Source organism: Duganella sp. Dugasp56, from assembly GCF_047304105.1.
Taxonomy (GTDB): domain Bacteria; phylum Pseudomonadota; class Gammaproteobacteria; order Burkholderiales; family Burkholderiaceae_D; genus Rugamonas; species Rugamonas hordei.
This window is the reverse complement of the sequence record NZ_JBGLYQ010000007.1, coordinates 109,101-125,185: the sequence shown is the minus strand read 5'-3', so window position 1 is coordinate 125,185 and position 16,085 is coordinate 109,101. Positions and strand designations below refer to the sequence as shown.

The following is a 16,085-nucleotide window of genomic DNA, read 5'->3' as shown; positions in this document are numbered from 1 at the left end:
GCCTTCCCTCCCCCGCCGGTTTCCTGCTTGGCAGCATTTTTGTGTCTTCCACAATTCCGCGACGCTTACTGCGCATCCACAGAATTTTTCTTTCCAAACCTCAACTTGTTCATTGAATTTGCGGTTTTTCCAGTGTACCGTGTAATGGTTGCATAGGCGCACCCCACGGAAATCGAGATTGTCTAAAAATAACTATTAGTGTCTATGGAAAAATAGTTGGCTATTTTACTAACTTTTTTTGTAAATCTCTGTTATATTTGAAGTGACTTCTCCTTAACATTTTCCAACAGGCAGCAGTATGAGAATCGCTGTACTAGACAACGACCGCAGCCAGGCCGAACTGATTTGTCAGGTATTAACCTCGGCCGGCCATACCTGCCACAGTTTCCAAACCGCAAAAGATGTGCTGGCGCAGTTGCGCAAGGATAGCTACGACATGCTGATCCTCGACTGGCAAGTGGTCGATCTGAGCGGTGCCGAAGTGCTGCGCCGCTCGCGCGAGAAGCTGCCCGACAGCGCCCCAGTGCTGTTCCTGACCACCAGTTCAGGTGAAGACGACATCGTCGCCGGCCTGGCCGCCGGCGCCGACGACTACATGATCAAGCCGCTGCGCCGGAGTGAAATGGTGGCCCGCGTGCAAGCACTGTTGCGCCGCGCCTACCCGGCCCAGAACGGCGCCGAACAATTGCAATTCGGTCAATACGTGTTTGAAACCCGTCCCGGACGTTTGTTGATGGATGGCATCGTTTTGGACGTGACCCACAAAGAGTTCTACCTGGCGCTGTTATTTTTTCGCAACATCGGCCGTCCGCTGTCGCGCGCCTACATCCATGAGGCGGTGTGGATACGCGAGACCGCCGTGCCGTCGCGCACCATGGACACCCACGTCTCCCGCGTCCGCAACAAGTTGCAATTAAAGCCGGAAAACGGTTTCCGCCTGGTGCCGGTGTACAGCTACGGCTATCGCCTGGAAAAGCTGGGCGCCTGATATAGCGCGGATACTGCCAACGGTATAGGCAGGGCCCGGGCAGCATGGAGATACATCACGGTATAATGTCCGCTAACTCCTCATCCGGACCCGAAATGCAGCTGCTTGCCGTCGGCCTCAATCACACCACCGCACCGGTCTCGCTCCGCGAGCAGCTGGCGTTCGCCCCTGAGCAACTGGGCCAGGCGGTGATGGCGGCGCGTTCGTGGTTCGAGCGCATCGACCACCGGGGCAGCGACGAGGCGGCGATCCTGTCGACCTGCAACCGCACCGAGCTGTACGCGGCCAGCCAGGTGCCCGATCCGCTCGACGCCGGCGCCCATTTCCTGGCCGACTTCCACAAGCTGAACTACGCCGAGCTGCGCCCGCACCTGTACCTGCTGCCGCAGCACGACGCCGTGCGCCACACCTTCCGCGTCGCCTCCGGGCTCGATTCGATGGTGCTGGGCGAAACCCAGATCCTCGGCCAGATCAAGGACGCGATCCGCACCGCCGACGAGGCGGGCGGCCTGGGCACCTATCTGCACCAGCTGTTCCAGCGCTCGTTCTCGGTGGCCAAGGAGGTGCGCAGCACCACCGAGATCGGCGCGCACAGCGTGTCGATGGCCGCCGCCGCCGTGCGGCTGTCGCAGCGCATCTTCGACAAGATCTCCGAGCAGAACGTGCTGTTCATCGGCGCCGGCGAAATGATCGAGCTGTGCGCGACGCACTTCGCGGCGCAGAATCCGAAATCCATCACCATCGCCAACCGCACGCTCGATCGCGGCGAAATACTGGCGCACCGCTTCGGCGGCCGCGCGATCCGCCTGGCGGACCTGCAGGACAAGCTGCACCAGTACGACATCGTCATCTCCTGCACCGCGTCGTCGCTGCCGCTGATCGGCCTGGGCATGGTGGAACGCGCGATCAAGGCGCGCCGCCACAAGCCGATGTTCATGGTCGACCTGGCCGTGCCGCGCGATATCGAACCGGAAGTGGCGCGCCTGAACGACGCCTTCCTGTACACCGTCGACGACCTCGGCAAGGTGGTGCAGACCGGCATGGAAAACCGCCAGGCCGCCGTGGCGCAGGCCGAGGCCATCATCGAAACCCGCGTGCAGTCCTTCATGCACTGGATCGACGACCGCGCCGTGGTGCCGGTGATACAAAGCCTGCACGAAAACGGCGAGGCGCTGCGCCAGATCGAACTCGAACGCGCGCGCAAGATGCTGGCCCGGGGCGAGGATATCGACGCCGTGCTGGAGGCGCTGTCCAAGGGCCTGACCGCGAAGTTCATGCACGGTCCGCAGCAGGCGCTGCACCGTGCGCAGGGCGACGAGCGCGCCCACCTGGCCGAGCTGCTGCCGCAGCTGTTCCGCGGCCGTCGTTAGCGTCTCCGCACCTCCGCCGCACCTCTTCGCCGCCGCACGCGCGGCGCATGTTTTACCTCTCAAAGAATACGCTATGAAACCATCCATGCTGGCCAAGCTCGATCAACTGGCGAACCGCCTGGTCGAACTCGATGAATTGCTGATGTCCGAAGGCGCGACCAATAACATGGACGCCTACCGCAAGATGACCCGAGAGCACGCCGAACTCGGCCCGCTGGTGGCGCTGTACAAGTCCTACCAGGAAGCGCAGGGCGACGCCGCCGCCGCGCAGGAGATGCTGTCCGATCCGGAGATGAAGGACTTCGCGCAGGACGAAATCGAAGCGGCCAAGACCCGCCTGGCCGAACTCGAACTCGAGCTGCAAAAGATGCTGCTGCCGAAGGATGCCAACGACGAGCGCAACATCTTCCTCGAGATCCGCGCCGGCACCGGCGGCGACGAATCGGCCTTGTTTGCGGGCGACCTGCTGCGCATGTACACCCGCTTCGCCGAGCGCAACCGCTGGCAGGTGGAAGTGGTGTCGGAATCGCCGTCGGACCTGGGCGGCTACCGTGAGGTGATCGTGCGCCTGATCGGCAACAGCGTGTACTCCAAGCTCAAGTTCGAATCCGGCGGCCACCGCGTGCAGCGCGTGCCGGCCACCGAAACCCAGGGCCGCATCCACACCTCCGCCTGCACCGTGGCGGTGATGCCGGAGGCCGACGAGGTGGAGGACGTCAACATCAATCCGGCCGACCTGCGCATCGACACCTTCCGCGCCTCGGGCGCCGGCGGACAGCACATCAACAAGACCGATTCGGCCGTGCGCCTGACCCACCTGCCGACCGGCATCGTGGTCGAGTGCCAGGACGACCGTTCGCAGCACAAGAACAAGGCGCAGGCGATGAAGGTGCTGGCGGCGCGCATCAAGGACGTGCAACTGCGCGAGCAGCAGTCGAAGGAGGCGGCCACCCGCAAGAGCCTGATCGGCTCGGGCGACCGCAGCGAACGTATCCGCACCTACAACTACCCGCAGGGGCGCATGACGGACCACCGCATCAACCTGACCTTGTACAAGCTGGACTTCATCATGGACGGCGACCTGACCGAGCTGACCAACGCGCTGGCGGCCGAGCACCAGGCCGAATTGCTGGCGGCGCTGGGCGACTGAGCGGCCGGTTGTCAAGCGGCGCTTCCTGTTCTAATATTGCTTTCCGAAGAAAACAATTATAAGAGGCGCAAAATGACCGAGCCGACAGCGGAACTCAATCAACTGCGGGAGCTGTCGCGGGCACGCGCCGGCTCGACCTACGCCAAGATCATCAACGAACTGATGGCGCATGTGTTCCTGGTCAAGTCATGGACCAAGGTGTCGACCAGCGGCAGCGCCGTTCCGGTCTACACGCAGTTCGGCGCGGAATACGATGTTCGCTACCAGGAGGGCAACCTTGCCAATATCGTGCACGAGCTGACCCACATGGCGTGCTACATCAGCTACGACAACGATTTCCTCTGCTGGCATCCGACCGCCAGGGTCAAACCAGCCCGCACCTATAGCCGTGCCGGCGGCACCGGCTATGTCACCAACCAGGAAGCGCTGCAGGCGCCTGAAAAAGACGCGCTGGCCCCCTTGCTGATACTGGGCCAGCAGATCAAGGCCTGTATCGCCGGTTCCGACCTGAGCGCGACCAAGAAGAAGATGGTGGTCGACAAAATGGAATACGGCACCACCATGTACGCGGGCGTGGAGTTCGACCCCTGCGTCAACAACGTGCTGGGCTGGCTGGTCGAATGGGGCTACCCCAAGAGGCCCAGCCTTTTCACCAGCAGAAATGCCAATCAATTGTTCAACGCGGTCGAACAGGTGGCCTACGAGCAGTACAAGAAACGCACCGGCAAAACCTGACAAAACCTGAATTAAGCGCCGGCTAAGGTCGAATCGACAAACTTGTGGGAAAATCAGGTCCCCGCCCATCTGACCGGATTTCCTCATGATTCATACACGCTCGCTGCTGCTGTCCATCGCCCTTGCCTGCTTCGGCCTGATCGGCGTCGCCCTGTACCTGCAGCACGGGCTGGACATGCTGCCTTGCCCGCTGTGCGTGATCCAGCGCTACCTGTTCATCGCCATCGGCGTGCTGTGCGTGATCGGCGCCTACAGCCAGCCCAAGGTCGGCGCCGGCCTGGGCCTGCTGGCCGCGCTGGGCGGCCTGGGCACCGCCGGCAAGCACCTGTGGGTGCTGGCCCATCCCGGCCTGTCGTGCGGCATCGACCCGGTGGAAACCTTCCTCAACAAGATCCCGACCGCGACCTACCTGCCTTTCCTGTTCAAGGCCGACGGCCTGTGCGAGGACGCGCTGGCGCCGTGGTTCGGCCTGTCGATTCCGCAGTGGTCGTTCCTGTGGTTCGGCCTGTTCACATTGTCGCTGGCGTGGCTGCTGATACGCCGCAGCCGCTGATGATCACGGACACCAGCGCGATCGCGGCCGGCGCCACCATCGCCGCGCTGCAAGTGCAGTCCCTGCTGGACCCGCTGGACAACCGCATCCTGCTGTGCCACGCGCTGGGCCTGTCGCGCGTCGGCCTGATCACCCAGTCCGAACTCGCGCTGGACCAAGACCAAGCCGCGCGCTTCGCCGCGCTGGTGCGGCGCCGGCTGGACGGCGAACCGATCGCCTACATCGTCGGCCAGCGCGAATTCTTCGGCCTGCCGTTTGAAGTCAACGGCGCCGTGCTGATCCCCCGTCCCGACACCGAACTGCTGGTCGAACTGGCGCTGGAGCGCCTGCCGCCGCGCGGCCGCGTGCTGGACATGGGCACCGGCAGCGGCGCCATCGCCGTCGCCCTGGCGCACACCCGGCGCGACGCCGAGGTCACCGCGCTCGACGTCAGTGCCGACGCGCTGGCCGTGGCCCGCCGCAACGCCGCCGCCAACCAGGCCAGGGTCGCCTTCCTGCAAAGCGACTGGTACGCCGCGCTGGACGGCGCGCCGCCGTTCGACGTCATCGTCTCCAACCCGCCCTACATCGCCAGCGGCGACCGCCACCTGTCCGAGGGCGACCTGCGCTACGAACCGGCCGGCGCGCTGACCGATCATGCGGACGGCCTGTCCGCCCTGCGCATCATCATCGCCGGCGCGGCGCAGCGTTTGAAGCCCCGGGGCTGGCTGCTGATGGAGCACGGCTACGACCAGTCCGCCGCCGTGCGACAGTTGCTAACCGAACAAGGTTACACCGACGTGCAAAGCTGGACCGACCTGGCCGGCATCGAGCGCGTCACGGGTGCGCGCACGCACTGACGGCCCCGCTCCAAGACGGTATTCTGGCTTTCGGCCGCCCTTCCCAGTATTTGATAAACTAACAAGCGATCTTCGGCAATGGCCGGACTTTGGACCGCCGCCGACGCGTTTTTCCGTTTTCGGTTAATCTCGCACCTCACCGCTTTGATGCACTACGAAAGGAAGATCCAATTGTCCAATCTACTGACTCGCCGCCTGGCCCTGCTGGCCAAGCCAGAGCACCGTCCGGTGCTGGGTGGCTTGCGTGGCATCGAGCGCGAAACGCTGCGGGTGGATCCGCACGGCCACCTGGCCGCGACCCCGCATCCGGTGGCGCTGGGCTCGGCCCTGACGCATCCGCAGATCACCACCGACTACGCCGAAACGCTGCTGGAGTTCATCACCCCGGCCGAATCCGACATCGCCACCACGCTGGAAAAGCTGGACGGCATCCACCGCTACGCCTACAGCAAGCTGGGCGACGAGCTGCTGTGGAGCCAGTCGATGCCGGCCCAGCTGCCGGACGAGGAAGACATCGAGATCGCCTGGTACGGTACCTCCAACATGGGTACGCTGAAGCATGTGTACCGCCGCGGCCTGGCGCTGCGCTACGGCAAGGCGATGCAGTGCATCGCCGGCATCCACTACAACTACTCGCTGGACGAACGCCTGTGGCGCGTGCTGGCCGAGAATGAAGTCAGCGGCAAGCGCCTGTCGCCGAAGTCGTTCCAGTCCGAAGCCTACCTGGCCACCATCCGCAACTTCCGCCGTTACAGCTGGCTGCTGATGTACCTGTTCGGCGCCTCGCCGGTGCTGCAGTCGGGTTTCCTGCGCGGCAAACCGCACAAGCTCGAAACGCTGTCCGGCGACACGCTGTACCTGCCCTACGCCACCAGCCTGCGCATGAGCGACCTCGGTTACCAGAACGACGCGCAATCGGGCCTGAGCCCGCACGAAAACTGCCTGGACAGCTACGTCGCCGCGCTGACCAAGGCCGTCAACCAGCCGTATGAACCGTATGCGGCGCTGGGCACCAAGCGCGACGGCGAATGGATCCAGCTGAGCACCAACGTGCTGCAGATCGAAAACGAGTACTACTCCACCATCCGCCCGAAGCGCGTGATCCAGACCGGCGAACGGCCGATCCAGGCGCTGTGCGCGCGCGGCGTGCAGTACATCGAAGTGCGCTGCATGGACGTCGATCCGTTCGAGCCGGTCGGCATCAGTGTGCAGGCGGGCCGCTTCCTGGACGCCTTCCTGCTGTTCTGCGCCCTCGAGGAAAGCCCGGCCATCTCGCCGGAGGAAGGCATGCGCCACACCGACAACTTCGCCCGCACCGTCAAGGAAGGCCGCCGTCCGGGCCTGATGCTCAATAACGAGGACGGCGAAATCGGCCTGCGCCAGTGGGGCGAGCAGCTGCTGGAACGTATCCGTCCGGTGGCGGCGCTGCTGGACTCCCTGCGCGGCGACAGCGTCCACGCCGACGCGATGGCGGCGCAAGCGGCCAAGCTGGCCGATGCGGATTTGACGCCGTCGGCCAAGGTGCTGGCGGCCCTGCGCGCCAACGGCAAGTCGTTCGCCGCCTTCGGCCTGGCGCAAAGCGAAAAGCACGCCGCCTACTTCCGCAGCCATCCGCCGACCGCCGAGGAGACCGCCTATTTCGACGGCCTGGCCGCCGTCTCGCTGGCCGAGCAGGCGGAGATGGAAGCGGCGCCGCAAATCAGCTTCGACGATTTCGTCGCCGCCTACCGCGCCAGCAATCTGTGCCACTCAAGCATGGATTGCGACTAAACTGGGGGCTTCATCACCGCCACTACCGCGCGAGGCCCCTTTTGCTCACCTTCTACAACGAACTGCACGCTCAGCACCGGGGCCGCTATGAAATCTTCCGCGGCGAGATGGTGCCCTGCTTTGAAAAGCCGGAGCGCGTCGATTCGGTGCTGGCGGAGCTGGGGCGGCGCGGCCTGGGCAAGATCGTCACGCCGCACGGCGTGCCGCTGATGTCGCTGGAGCGCATCCACACGCCGCGCTACCTGCACTTCCTGCGCAACGCCTGGAGCGAATGGCTGGCGCTCGATCCGGCCAACGCCGGCAAGGACGCCTTCCCCGCCGTCTGGCCGATACGCTCGCTGCGCGACGACATCGAGCCGGACAACTTCTGCGCCAAGCTCGGTTTGTATTCGATGGACAGCGGCACGCCGCTGACCGCCGGCACCTGGACCGCCGCCAAGACCGGCGCCGACTGCGCGGTCAACGCGGCCCATGCCTTGCGCCTGGGTGAGCGCGGCGCCTTCGTGTTGAGCCGCCCGCCCGGCCACCACGCCGGCGCCGATTTCTTCGGCGGCTACTGCTTCCTCAACAACGCCGCGCTGGCCGCGCAGCACATGCTCGACGACGGCGCGCGCAAGGTCGCCATCATCGACATCGACTACCACCACGGCAACGGCACGCAGAGCATCTTCTACAACCGCGATGACGTGCTGTTCATCTCGATCCACGCCGATCCGCGCAACGAGTATCCGTTCTACCTGGGCCACGCCGACGAGCGCGGCGAAGGCGCGGGGCTGGGCTACAACATGAACCTGCCGCTGGCGGCGGGCAGTTCGTCCAAGGCCTGGTTCGCGGCGCTGGAGACGGCCTGCATCCGCCTGGGCAGCTTCGCGCCGGACGCGCTGGTGGTCTCGCTGGGCGTCGACACCTTCGCCGGCGACCCGCTGTCGCGCTTCGAGCTGCAAAGCGCCGACTACCTCAAGGTCGGCGAGCGCCTGGCCTACCTCGGCCTGCCGACCGCCTTCGTCTTCGAAGGCGGCTACGCGGTCAAGGAACTGGGCACCAACGTCGTCAACGTCCTCGAAGGCTACGAGACCGCGCTTTAAATCCGTCAATCCGGGGTCAGGTCTGACATTTGGACACGAGCTCTGCCGTAGCGGCCGCTACGGCAGAGCTCGTGTCCGAATGTCAGATCTGACCCCGGATTTAAAAGGCCTTGAAAAGATAGTCGGTCATCAGCTTCTCGCTGATCGCATGCGGCATCTTCACCTGGAAGTTGGTGGTCGTGATCACCGCGACCACATGCTGCTCCGGCATCACCACCACCTTGTTGCCGCCGCTGCCGGACATCATGACCGCGCGGTAGGTCTTGCCGTCCTGCGTGAATTTCTTGATCCACCAAAAATAGCCGTAGTCCGTGTTCTCGTCGACTTGCGCATGCGGCGCCATCGACTGTTTCACCCAGCCGGCGGAGACGATGCGCTTGCCGCGCCATACGCCGCCGTCCAGGTACAACTGGCCCAGCTTCAGCAGATCGCGGCTGCGCAGGCCCAGGCCGCCGCCGGTCATCGCCGGGCCGGCCGGCGTGTACTGCCACTTCAGCCGCGTGACGCCCAGTGGGCCGAACAAGGTGCGCGCCGCGAACTGGTCGACCTTCTCGCCGGTGGCCTTCTCCAGCAAGGGTCCCAGCAGCGTCGGCCCGGCAGTGCAATAGGAGAAGCTGCGGCCGTAGGGCGAGTCCTGCGGCTTGGCGACCCAGTCGGGAAAACCGCGTACCGGCAGGTCCAGCGCGAACTGGGTCCAGTCCTCCAGCAGATACATGCTTTCCTCGTTGCCGCGAGAGTACTGGTTCTGATCGTCGCACTCCAGCAGGGAACTCATGGTCAGCAAATCTTCGACGGTGATTTTTTCCTTGCGCGGATCGGGATGAAGCACCGGATGCTTCTCCGGGAAGAAGGCAAACACCGGCGCGCCCACGCCGGCCAGCTTGCCCTGGTCGATCGCGATACCGACCAACATGTCAGTCACGCTCTTGGTCACCGAACGGGTGTTGCGCAGGCCGGCCTCGCCGTCGGCGTCGTAGTAGGCCTCGAACGCCAGCTTGCCGTCCCTGGCGATCAGGATGCTGGTGATCTGCTTGAAGTCGCCCTTGCGGACCGCGGCGTCCATCGCCTCCAGCGGCTGCGGATTCAATCCTGCGGCGGCCGGTGCGGTGCGCGGCCATTCATCGTCCGCGACGGCAGTCGACGACACGACGGCCAGCATCAAAGAAAGAACTATCCTGATCATATCGCTCCATTCCATGGTCGAGGTGAGGGCAAACCAGTATATCTCGGACTGCGAAACCGCCCTTTAATAGACGTCGCGGCGATAGCGGCCGGCCTCGGTCAACTCGTCCAGTGCCGGGCGGCCGATGATTTCCTCCAACGCGGCGTCGACGCCGGCGGCCATGCCTAGCAGGCTGCCGCAGACGTAGATGACGGCGCCGTCGGCCAGCCATGCGCGTAGCGTGTCGGCCTTTGCCCGCAGGCGGTCCTGCACGTAGCCGCCGCCTTCCGCGTCGCGCGAGAAAACCAGGTCCAGCTCGGGCAGGAAGCCGCCGCCGCGCCAGCGCTCGATCTCCTCGGCGCAGATGCTGTCGAACGCGCGTTGCCGCTCGCCGAAGATCAGCCAGTTGCGCTGCAGGCCATCGGCCACGCGGGCACGCAGATGCGAACGCAGGCCGGCCATGCCGGAACCATTGCCGATGTAGATGGCCGGCAGCGGCTGTAGAGGCGCGTCGAAGGCCGGATTGGCGATCAACCGCACCCGCACGTCATCGCCGATGGAAGCCTGCGCGGTCAGCCAGCCCGAGGCCAGGCCTGCCTGACGCACCACCAGCTGCATGCCGCCGTCCTGCGGCAGCGAAGCGAGCGAGTAGCGGCGCGGCACCAGGTCCTCGCCGTAATGGCCAGGCCAGATGTCGACCAGCGCGCCGGGACGCCATTCCGTCGGAGGCCCGCTCAGCATGAGTTCGTACAACGGCGCGCCGCTGCTGCCGGGATTCAGCAAGGTGCGCCGGGCAAGGCGCCAGCTGGCGTAGTCGCTGTCCGGCACTGCGGTCGACAAGTTCATGTCCAGCGCATCACCGCCGATCAGTTCACGCAGCGCGTGCGCCCAGCGGGCCAGCGCGCCGGCATCGCCGTTATCGACTTCGATGATCGGATGCAGCGCCTGCGCGCCTAGTACACGCAAGCGCTGGTCCAGCGTCTGGCCGAAACCGCAGAATTGCAGATAATTGCGGTCGCCCAGCGCCAGCACCGCGTATTGCAGATGCGCCAGTTCGCCGGCGGCGGCATGCAGCAGGCGGTTGAAGCGGCGCGCCGCATCGGGCGGTTCGCCCTCGCCGAAGCTGCTGGCGACGAAAAGCGCGCGGCGATAATTGCCCAGCAGCGGAGGCGTGAGCTTTTCCAGCGATTGCACGTGCACCGCGACACCGGCCTCGCGCAGCGCGGCGGCGCTTTGCAGCGCAAGCCTTTCCGCCTGGCCGGTCTGGCTGGCGTAGGCCATCAGCACCGGATCGTGCATATCGCCCGACACCGGCACCTCCGCCAGCCGCGCGCGCTCCGCCTGCGCCTCGCGCTTCTGGCGGCGGCGCTTCAGGTACAGCATCCAGCCCGTGACCGCAAAGCCGGGCAGCGACAGGCTGACCAGGAACATCAACACGCGGCCCGGCAGGCCGAAGTAAGTCCCCATGTGCAGCGGATAGATGACCGACAGCGCGCGCTGGCCGGCGGCCATGCCGTCGTACGGCTCGTTCTTGACGATGACGCCGGTCTGCTGGTTGATCGACATGCGCCCGCGCGCGCGCACGTGCGGCGCGTCCTTCGCCACCCAGATGACCTGGATCGGCTGCTTGGCGCGTTCCGGCGGACGCAGGATCGCCATGCGCCAGTTCGGCGCCTGCTGCTGGAAGGCCGACCACGATGTCGTCAGGTCGACCGCTTCCGCCACGGCGGTACGCGGCGCGCCATCCGTCTTCGGCACCTTGGGTTTGGGCGCGGCAGCTTCGCGCGGCGGGCGCTGCACGCCGGCCCAGCCATCGACCGTATCGCGCACCACGTCGAAACTCCAGTACACGCCGCTGGCCGTGAAGATCAGATAGCCCGCCAGCGCCCACGTTCCCGCCACCGAATGCAGGCCCCACAGGAAGGAGCGGCCCTTGAGACGCGTGTCGAACGTCAGCCAGGTGCGCCAGTCCAGCGCGCGGCGCGGCCAGCGCAGATACAGCCCGCTCAGGGCCAATCCCATCAGGCAGAGCGCCAGCGTGCCCACCACCGGACGGCCGCTTTCGCGCGGCAGCAGCAGGTAGCGGTGCAGCGACTCGACCCACTCGAACGCGTCGTCGTAGCGCAGCGGCGGCAGCAGCGCGCCGGTGTAAGGGTTGACGAAGACGGTCTCGCCGTGTTTTTCGCCCGGCGCCGGCGCAAAGCCGACACGGGCCGTCGTGCCAGGCTCGGAATACACGATGATGCTGGTGATGCGCGCCTCGGGATGCGCGCGCCGCGCGATCTGCGCAATCTGCGGTGGCGCCAGCACCGGCGCCGCTTGCACGGCCACGCTGGTCACGCCCGGATTGAGCAGGTCCAGCAGCTCTTCGCGGAAGGCGAGAATGGCGCCGGTCAGGCCGATCACGACCAATACCGAGCCGGCGGTGATGCCGATGAACCAGTGCAGCTGGAACCAGAGCTTTTTCACAGGTCGACCTTCACGCTCAATTTGACCAGGCGCGGCATGCCGGCACTGAGGCGCGTGCCGGCGCCGGCCCAGTACCGCTTGTCGCCGGCGTTGTCGATATTGGCTTGCCACGTGGTGCGTTTGCCCATCAATGTCGTCACGTAGCGGCCGCCGGCGCTGAACAGCGTCACGCCGCCGAGGAAGGCCTGGTCAAGATCGTTGACCGGCCGGCGGCCGGTGAAGTAGGCGCCGCCGTTGAAGGACAAACCGGGCACCGCATCCAGTTCATACGACAGGAACGCGCTGGCGGTGCGCCTGGACGCGTTCTCCGGCAGCTTGCCGTTGTAGTTCGCGTTGATGTTGCGGAATTCCGGCGCGATCCACTGCGCCGACGTTTGCCACGACAGCTGACGCGCCAGCTTGCCCTGCGCGGACAACTCCAGGCCGCGATAGTGCTGCTCGCCGTCGGCGGTGAAGACGTTGGCGGTATTGGTGTAGTAGCCGGGACGATTGATGTCGAACAGCGCCGCCTGCACCAGCGTGCCGCCCGGTACGCGCCAGCGCGCGCCCAGCTCCTTCTGGCGGCTCACGCCCGGTGCCATGCGTTCGCCCACGTTGGCGCTGCCGGTCGGCGCGGTTTCGCCTTCTTCCAGCCCCTGCGAACCGGACGCGTAGAACGACAGGTCGGCGGAGGCCTTGTAGATCAAGGCCGCCATCGGCGTGGTCTTGCTGACGTCGTAGTGGTTCGCGCCCTGGTCGCTGGTGTACTGCACGCTGCGCACGCCGGCCACCGCCTGCCAGTGGGGCGAGAAGGTCAGCCGGTCTATCGCATAGATCCCGCCATCACGCGAGTCCAGCGCGGCGGTGGTCGGCGTTGTCGGCACGGCGCCGTAGGTCACGCTGGTGATGGCGCTCGGGTTGTACAGGTTTTGCGCGGCGACGGTGTAGGTCGATTGATAGATCGGGTCCTGGCTCTTGTCGGTGCGGGTGGCACCGAAGGTCACGTCATGCTGGACGAAACCGGTCGCCACGCTGCCCGCCAGTTCCACGCGCAGCATGCTGGAGTCCACCACGTTGTACTGCAGATTGCCGTTGATGCGGCCCGCGCCGGTCTGCAGCGCCGCCGTGTTATTCAGCCTGAAGATGGCCAGCCTGCGGTCGCGCGCCGTTTCGGAATGGCCGCCTTCCACCGTCAGGGCCCAGACGTCGCTCAGCGCATAGTCGGCGCGCAGTTGCGCATTCCTGGTTTGTGCGTCGAAGCTGGCCCAGTCCGGGCCGATCAGCCGGTGCGGATCGACCGTGGCCGGCAGCGGAATGGCGCCGTTGACGACGGCCGGCAAGGCGATGCCCGCCTGCTCGGTCACACGGCGCTTGTCGTATTCCAGATCGGCCTTCAGGCGCAGGCTCGCATTGACGCGCCAGTCCAGCGCCGCCGACGCGAAGCCGCGGTTGCCGTTGCCGACGTTGTCCAGGTAGGAGCCGAGCGTGCCGGCGGCGGCGTTGATGCGCACGCCGAACTGCCGCTCCCCGCCAAAGCGGCGCGCCACATCGGCCGTCGCCACCGCCGTGCCGTTCTGGTCGACCGTCATGCCGACCGTGCTGACCGGCGCGGCGCCGGCGCGCTTGGTGACGAAGTTGACCACGCCCGCCGGCGAGGTGAAGCCGTAGTACAGCGCGGTGGCGCCCTTCAGTACTTCGACGCGTTCCTTGTCTTCCATCGGCACCTGCGAGAAGTTCATGATCGGCAGCGTGCCGTTCAGGCGGTAGTTGGTGCGGTTCTCCACCGCGATGCCGCGTATGACCAGCTGGTCCCAGGTGTCGCCGCCATTCTGCTGGCGCGTGACGCCGGCGGTGTTGCGCAGCGCGTCGTACAAGCCGCCGGCCGCCTGCAATTCCAGCACCTCGCGCGTGACCACGTTGACGGTGGCCGGCACGTCCATGATGTCGGCGCCGCGGAAGCTGCCCGCCTCCACCGTTTTCGGCGCAAAGCCGTCGGCACGCGCCGCCGTCACCCGCACGGCCTGCAGGACCAGCTCATCCGCCTCCTGCGCGGCGGCGGGAAAAGCCAGGGTCAACATGAGGTACAAGGGCAGGCGGGCGTGGGGCATGGCGGCGAAATAGGACGAAGGTTACACATTATATCGATAATGCGAATCATTATCAATTGCGATTACTACGTACGCCGCCCCGCCTTGACGCCCCAAACCGCCACAACCATACTTGGGCCATGGAGAAACCTTTGCCTTGGGCCGACAGCACGCCGGGACTGACCTTGTGGTCGGCCATCCTGTTTTGCTGCTTCAGCGCCCTGCTGGCAGCGCTGTACCTGCTGCCGTCGGTGGCCAGCCTGCTGTGCTTGGTGCCGGTGCTGTCCTACCTGACGCTGGGGCAGAGAATGGGCATGGTCTACAGCGTCGGCTGGCCGGTGCTGGGCATGGCGATACTGATGCTGCGGCCCGGCAGCACGGCCGAGGAGCTATCCAGCCTGGGTGCGACCCTGCTCGGCGTCGGCGTGCTGTCGCACCTGTTCGAGGTCAAACGCGAGGCGCTGATACAAGCCTTGCGCCGCACCGCCGCGCTGGATCCGGTGACCGGCCTGCATAACCATCTCTACCTCGAATCCATCTTCAGCCAGCTGACCCGTCCGCAGCGTGGCAAGCCGGCCACCGTGTCGCTGATGCTGATCGACGTGGACCAGCACGACGACGCTGCGCTGGTCCACGTCGCCCGCCGCATCGAGGAAGTCTGCCGGGGCAGCGACTGGGCGTTCCGTTTCGGCGACGCGCGGTTTTGCGTGCTGGTGCCGTGGGTGACGCAGCTGCAGGGCCAGCAGATCGCCGACCGGCTGAAGGCGGGCATCGAGGCCGGCGAGTCGCACCGCGTACACCCGCGCATCGGCCTGGTGCGCTGGCCGGACGACGCGGCCACCCTGGCAGAACTGCACCAGGCGGCAGCCCGCCGCATCGAGCACTAGTTATTCAAAGCGCTCGAACGACTCCGCCAGGAAATCGACAAACGTCCGTATCCGCGCCGACAACTGGTGCCGCTGCGGATACACCGCGTAGATGTCCGCATCGGGCGTCCTGAAGCCGGGCAGCACCTGCACCAGCCGCCCGCTCTCGAGATAGCGCTCGATATCCCATTCCGCCCGCATCAGGATGCCGTGGCCATCCAGCGCCCAGTTGACGGCGATTTCGCCGTCGTTGGTCGCCAGGTTGCCGCGCACCTTGACCGCTTCCGCATGACGCTCCGATTCGCGTCCCGCGAACAGCCGCCACAGGCCATACGCCTCATCGCCCTGCCGGATGCAGATGCAGTTGTGCCGCCGCAGCTCGGCCGGCGACCTGGGCTCGCCATGCCGGGCCAGATACTTCGGCGACGCGCACAGCAGCCGCCGGTTCGGCGCCAGCCGCCTGGCGATCACGCGCGTGTCGGTCGGCGCGCCGAAGCGGATGCAGACATCGAACTGGTCGTCCGTCAGCGCCGGTGGATCCACCGACAGCTGCAGTTGCACATCCACCTCCGGATAGCGCAGCACGTATTTGGAAATCGCCGGCGCGATGTGCAGGCGCCCGAAGCCCAGCGTCGCGTTGACCCGCAGCTGCCCCTTGGGCACGCCCTTGGACGTGGTCAGCAACTGGTCCAGGTCGGCGATCTCGCCCAGGATGCGGCGCGCATGCTCCAGCAGCACCTCGCCCTCGGGCGTCAGGCTCATGCGCCGGGTGGTCCGGTTCACCAGCGGCACGCCCACGCGCGCCTCGATCAGGGACAGCCGCTTGCTGACCGCCGACGTGGTGATGCCCAGTTCCCGCGCGGCGCCGCTCAAGCTGCCGGCATTCGACAGGGAAACGATGAAGCCGAGCTCGGCCGGTTGGAATCCGTTACTCATGATTGATTGTTGAGCTGAAGGTTAACAATGGATTGAGTTTAGCCCCCTTAAAGCGCCCCGTCCACCGCTTACAGTGCATGCACTACCGCCCCAATC

General features: G+C 65.7%; 13 protein-coding genes. 9 read left to right on the top strand and 4 right to left on the bottom strand.

What is annotated here, in order from left to right; all coding sequences use genetic code 11:
* Positions 1 to 298 precede the first annotated feature (298 nt).
* The 8 genes from ACCD07_RS06700 (at position 299) to ACCD07_RS06665 (ending at position 8,490) form a co-directional block, all read left to right on the top strand.
* The gene (locus ACCD07_RS06700; RefSeq protein ID WP_176653101.1) at positions 299 to 988 is read left to right on the top strand and encodes a response regulator transcription factor; all 690 of its coding nucleotides are present in this window, start codon (positions 299 to 301) and stop codon (positions 986 to 988) included.
* A 95-nt stretch (positions 989 to 1,083) separates the two neighbouring features.
* Positions 1,084 to 2,358 (top strand): glutamyl-tRNA reductase, encoded by a 1,275-nt coding sequence (gene hemA, locus ACCD07_RS06695; RefSeq protein ID WP_176653102.1) that lies wholly within the window; start codon positions 1,084 to 1,086, stop codon positions 2,356 to 2,358.
* Between the two features lie 73 nt (positions 2,359 to 2,431).
* Positions 2,432 to 3,508, top strand: a complete 1,077-nt coding sequence (gene prfA / locus ACCD07_RS06690) for a peptide chain release factor 1 (RefSeq protein ID WP_176653103.1) — start codon at positions 2,432 to 2,434, stop codon at positions 3,506 to 3,508.
* A 72-nt stretch (positions 3,509 to 3,580) separates the two neighbouring features.
* A complete protein-coding gene (locus tag ACCD07_RS06685; protein ID WP_176653104.1) occupies positions 3,581 to 4,243 on the top strand; it encodes a hypothetical protein in 663 nt (220 codons plus the stop codon).
* Positions 4,244 to 4,328: 85 nt separating this feature from the next.
* On the top strand, positions 4,329 to 4,796 hold the full coding sequence (locus ACCD07_RS06680; protein ID WP_176653105.1) for a disulfide bond formation protein B: 468 nt from the start codon (positions 4,329 to 4,331) through the stop codon (positions 4,794 to 4,796).
* A complete protein-coding gene (gene prmC, locus ACCD07_RS06675) occupies positions 4,796 to 5,635 on the top strand; it encodes a peptide chain release factor N(5)-glutamine methyltransferase (RefSeq protein WP_413446873.1) in 840 nt (279 codons plus the stop codon). The genes ACCD07_RS06680 and prmC overlap by 1 nt, the downstream gene beginning before the upstream one ends.
* A 171-nt stretch (positions 5,636 to 5,806) precedes the next feature.
* Entirely contained in the window at positions 5,807 to 7,405 is a 1,599-nt protein-coding gene (gshA, locus tag ACCD07_RS06670) for a glutamate--cysteine ligase (protein WP_413446872.1), read from the top strand.
* Between the two features lie 41 nt (positions 7,406 to 7,446).
* Complete coding sequence (locus ACCD07_RS06665; protein WP_413446871.1) at positions 7,447 to 8,490, top strand: histone deacetylase family protein; 1,044 nt, start codon at positions 7,447 to 7,449, stop codon at positions 8,488 to 8,490.
* A gap of 100 nt (positions 8,491 to 8,590) precedes the next feature.
* Here the strand turns inward: ACCD07_RS06665 and ACCD07_RS06660 are convergent, their stop codons facing one another.
* The 3 genes from ACCD07_RS06660 to ACCD07_RS06650 all read right to left on the bottom strand — a co-directional run bounded on the left by ACCD07_RS06660 (position 8,591) and on the right by ACCD07_RS06650 (position 14,178).
* A complete protein-coding gene (locus ACCD07_RS06660; RefSeq protein WP_413446870.1) occupies positions 8,591 to 9,673 on the bottom strand; it encodes a serine hydrolase domain-containing protein in 1,083 nt (360 codons plus the stop codon).
* Positions 9,674 to 9,736: 63 nt separating this feature from the next.
* Positions 9,737 to 12,121, bottom strand: coding sequence for a PepSY domain-containing protein (locus ACCD07_RS06655; RefSeq protein WP_413446869.1), 2,385 nt, complete (start codon positions 12,119 to 12,121; stop codon positions 9,737 to 9,739).
* Entirely contained in the window at positions 12,118 to 14,178 is a 2,061-nt protein-coding gene (locus ACCD07_RS06650; protein ID WP_413446868.1) for a TonB-dependent siderophore receptor, read from the bottom strand. The genes ACCD07_RS06655 and ACCD07_RS06650 overlap by 4 nt, the downstream gene beginning before the upstream one ends.
* A 161-nt stretch (positions 14,179 to 14,339) precedes the next feature.
* Here ACCD07_RS06650 and ACCD07_RS06645 point away from each other — a divergent pair, with 161 nt between their 5' ends.
* Positions 14,340 to 15,074 (top strand): GGDEF domain-containing protein, encoded by a 735-nt coding sequence (locus ACCD07_RS06645; protein WP_413446867.1) that lies wholly within the window; start codon positions 14,340 to 14,342, stop codon positions 15,072 to 15,074.
* Here ACCD07_RS06645 and ACCD07_RS06640 read toward each other — a convergent pair whose 3' ends face one another.
* On the bottom strand, positions 15,075 to 15,989 hold the full coding sequence (locus ACCD07_RS06640) for a LysR family transcriptional regulator (protein ID WP_176653112.1): 915 nt from the start codon (positions 15,987 to 15,989) through the stop codon (positions 15,075 to 15,077).
* Between the last annotated feature and the right edge of the window lie 96 nt (positions 15,990 to 16,085).